Origin of the sequence: Rhodococcus sp. CX (genome assembly GCF_015865005.1) — a bacterium.
Lineage (GTDB): Bacteria > Actinomycetota > Actinomycetes > Mycobacteriales > Mycobacteriaceae > Rhodococcus.
This window is the reverse complement of sequence record NZ_JADZGH010000191.1, coordinates 24424-27723: the sequence shown is the minus strand read 5'-3', so window position 1 is coordinate 27723 and position 3300 is coordinate 24424. Positions and strand designations below refer to the sequence as shown.

Genomic DNA, 3300 nt, shown 5'->3' with positions numbered 1-3300 from the left:
CAGCGCGACGAGGACCACGGTGTGCGCACCGGCGGCGGCCCCGAACCGATATTCGGCCCACGCTGCGGCGTTCGCGTCGTGTTCGAGGACGACGGGCATCGCGAACCGGTCGGTGAACCGCTGCGCGACCGGCGCGTCCACCCAGGCCAGGTGGGGCGCGAACAGCACAGTGCGACGGTCGACCGCGAGGAATCCGGCGACGGCCAGCCCCACCGCGGCGACATCGTTGCGTTCGGACAGGTACCGGACGGTCTCCTCGAGCGCGTCTTCGAGGGCGCCGGCCGACGCCGGGGTCGCCGCGCGCACCGAATCGACGATCGTGCCCGTGCCGTCGACTACCGCGGCGCGGATGCTGGTGCCGCCGACGTCGATGCCGATCGTCAGCCGTTCCGGTTCAGTCATCTCGGTTCCCGCGCGGATCAGGGGCGGATCGTGACCGGAATGGACACGAACCCACCGTTCCGGTCGGTCGGCTCCGGCGGCGGAGTCGGCTCCGGACCGCCGGAACCCGCAGGGCCGGTCGGCGGCGGGAGGTAGCGGGCGAGCAGTTCGCGGATCAGCGCGATGAGCGCGGCGATCTGGGTGGCCAGCCGGGTGAGCAGTTCGTGGGGTTCGCCGCGCAGCAGGGCGGCGGCGGCGCACACCGGGCACCACGAGCAGCCCGCGGAGGGTGCGGGGGTCGGCGTGCCGGAGGGGACGGCGTCGGCCGCTGTGTCCCCCGGCCCGGCATCCGCCGGTGCGGGAGGCTGCGCGGCCGCGTACTGCTGGACGGCACGGTCGACACGGTCGAGAACGGCCTCGGCGAGCAGCCGCAGTTCGGCGACGAGGGCGTCGTGTTCGGAGCTCACTGCGGCCACACCGCCGGATCCGGAACGAATCGCACCACCAGGTCGCCGCCGTCGAACTCGGCACCGGAGACCGTGCAGCGCCGCAGACCCGATGCCAGCCGGACGCGACGGCGGATCCCGTCCGCGCCGACCACGAGGTCGTCGTCGACCCGGCCCAGGGTCAAGGTCGCCGGATCTGCCAGCGGCAGATGCATCCGCATCGTGTACACCGAATCCACCCCTGTCCCCGATTCGTGTTGGACCCGGATCGGGGTCGTGTCGGCGGCCGCCGGCTCCCGAACATCCCGATCGTCCCGGTAGAGCGCCCGGGCAAACGCCCCCAGAGACGCCAACCCTACCGGTTCCGAGGCCTGCCGCTCACATTCGAGGACCGGCACGTCACCGACCGAGGAGACGATGTCGTCGAGCACCGACCGTTGCGTCCTGCGCTGCGCGGCGAGCCAGTCCGCGGCCGGTCCGGTGCCGGCACCGAAGTCGGGCACGAGGCCGTTGACGATCACACCGTCGAGGCGCAGCCCGGACAGCGCCGTCCACGAGCGGAGCCGGCGCAGTTCGGCGGCCGAGACACGGTCGGCGGTGCCGACGAGGGTCACCGACGTGCGCCGCCGATCCGCGAGCAGATCCGTGATCTCCCCGAGCCGGTCCATCATCCGGTCGAACAGCGCCACGACGAATCCGAGCCGCAGGTCCGGTCCGGTGGCAGCCTCGATCCGGCTGTGCCGCGGCCAGATCCGTTCGACGTAGTCGGCGGCCATGCGGGGCGCGGCCAGCGTGCCGAACGCCGCGGCCCCCGACGGGCAGTCGACGACGACCGTGTGCCGTCGGCCGTCCGAGGTCAGGCGGGCGATCTCGTGGAGGGCGAAAACCTCCTGCAGGCCGGGCACACCGGTGATCTCCTCCCGCGCGGGCAGCGCGAACCCCGCGGCGTGCTCGTGTCCGCCCCCTGCGGCCGCGAGGAGCCTCGCCAACGCCGCGAAGCGCTGTTCGAGCAGGGCGAGCGAGTCGATCTCGAGGATGTCGAGTCCGTCGGCGACGGACCGGACGGCGCCGGGCGCACGGTCGAGACCGAACAGGTCGGACAGCGACGACGCCTGATCCAGCGACACCAGCAGCACCGGGTGCTGCGGGCTCGCGGCCGCGACTGCGGTGGCGGCGGCCACCGTGCTGGTTCCGGCGCCGCCCTTGCCGACGAACAGCCGCAGGCGGGTCTCGGCGGTGCCCTCGTTCTCGCTCAGCCCTCGACCTGCTTCTTGAGTTCCTTGAGCGCGGTGTCGGTGATCACCTTCTCGGCCTTGCGCTTGAACAGGCCGATCATCGGGATCGTCAGATCCACGGTCAGTTCGTAGTCGACGGTGGTGCCGCCGCCCGGAGCGTCGGACAGCGCGTACGTCCCGGACTGCGCCTTCTGGATCTCACCGGATTCGAGTTCCCAGCTGACCGAACGGCCGTCCGCCGCCCACACGTAGCGCAGCACGTAGGTGTCCTTCACGATGCCCGCGTCGAGCACGAACCGGACACGCTCGGCACGACCGTCCGGAAACCTGTCGAGCACCTCCACCGACTTCGCCGCTTCCACCCAGGTCGGGTACTCGTCGAAATCCGCGATCACGGACATCACCCGATCGGCCGGAGCAGCGATGGTGATCGACCGCTTGGTCTTCTCGGCCATGCGATGACGCTTCCTTTCCGTCTGTTCCGCCCGGCCACATCCCCGGGACGGTTGTCTGTCCCCACACCGTAACGGTCGCTGCCGTCACCGGCCGATCGTCAGTACTGCGGAGGCTCCCCCGCGGGCCGGCCGGCCTCGAGCTGCTGCTTGATCTCGAAGGTCATCTTCTTTCCCGCAACCCGCCGTTCCCGGTTCAGCTTCGCGAGGTCGAGCATGCCGACCCGTTCCGGCGCGACACCGGTCGGTTCGCAGTGCAGGAAGTAGTGGACGACGGCGCCGTCGAGCATCTCCTCGAGCCACACCTCCATGGTCCCGTTCAGCGGACCGGTGACCGCCCAGCGAATTCCCTTCTCGCCGCGGTCTTCCCGGACCGTGAGGGCCAGATCGGGCCACCACACACGCCATCGGTCGCGCCGCGCGACGGCCGCGGCGATGCGCTCGGGCGGCGCGGCGATGAAGGTCTGGTCCGACACCTGAATGCTGCTCACGGGGGACAGCTTCACATACGGCGGTGGTCGGCTCGATGCGGGGTCAGCTCAGGATCTTGCGCAGCTTCGCGCCGAGGGTGTCCCAGCGCCATTCGGCGCCGACCCAGGCGCGGCCCGCGGCGCCCATCGCGGCGGCGCGGTCACGGTCGGCGAGCACATCGGCGATGGTGTCCGCGATCTGCGCGACGTTCGTGCCGTCGACGACCCGCCCGGTCTTTCCCTCCTGCACGGTCTCGGGTGCGCCGCCGGATCGTCCGGCCACGACCGGGACGCCGGTCGCGGACGCCTCGAGGTA

The 3300-nt window shown here is 71.5% G+C and carries 6 protein-coding genes; all 6 read right to left on the bottom strand.

The window, feature by feature from the left end:
* Nucleotides 1-402: ROK family protein (locus tag I0Q12_RS33385; protein WP_231611086.1), on the bottom strand; the 402-nt coding region annotated here is incomplete at its 3' end.
* Nucleotides 403-419: 17 nt separating this feature from the next.
* Nucleotides 420-848: a hypothetical protein gene (locus I0Q12_RS20510; protein WP_197254088.1), complete on the bottom strand. Its 429-nt coding sequence runs from the start codon at nucleotides 846-848 to the stop codon at nucleotides 420-422.
* Nucleotides 845-2044 (bottom strand): ArsA-related P-loop ATPase, encoded by a 1200-nt coding sequence (locus tag I0Q12_RS20505; protein WP_307846376.1) that lies wholly within the window; start codon nucleotides 2042-2044, stop codon nucleotides 845-847. Before I0Q12_RS20505 ends, I0Q12_RS20510 begins: the two co-directional genes overlap by 4 nt.
* Before the next feature lie 35 nt (nucleotides 2045-2079).
* A complete protein-coding gene (locus I0Q12_RS20500; protein WP_197254087.1) occupies nucleotides 2080-2517 on the bottom strand; it encodes an SRPBCC family protein in 438 nt (145 codons plus the stop codon).
* A 98-nt stretch (nucleotides 2518-2615) separates the two neighbouring features.
* Nucleotides 2616-3005 (bottom strand): polyketide cyclase / dehydrase and lipid transport, encoded by a 390-nt coding sequence (locus I0Q12_RS20495; RefSeq protein WP_197254085.1) that lies wholly within the window; start codon nucleotides 3003-3005, stop codon nucleotides 2616-2618.
* Nucleotides 3006-3048: 43 nt separating this feature from the next.
* Nucleotides 3049-3300, bottom strand: a 252-nt coding sequence (locus I0Q12_RS33380; protein ID WP_231611085.1) for a glycosyltransferase, incomplete at its 5' end; no start/stop codon positions are given.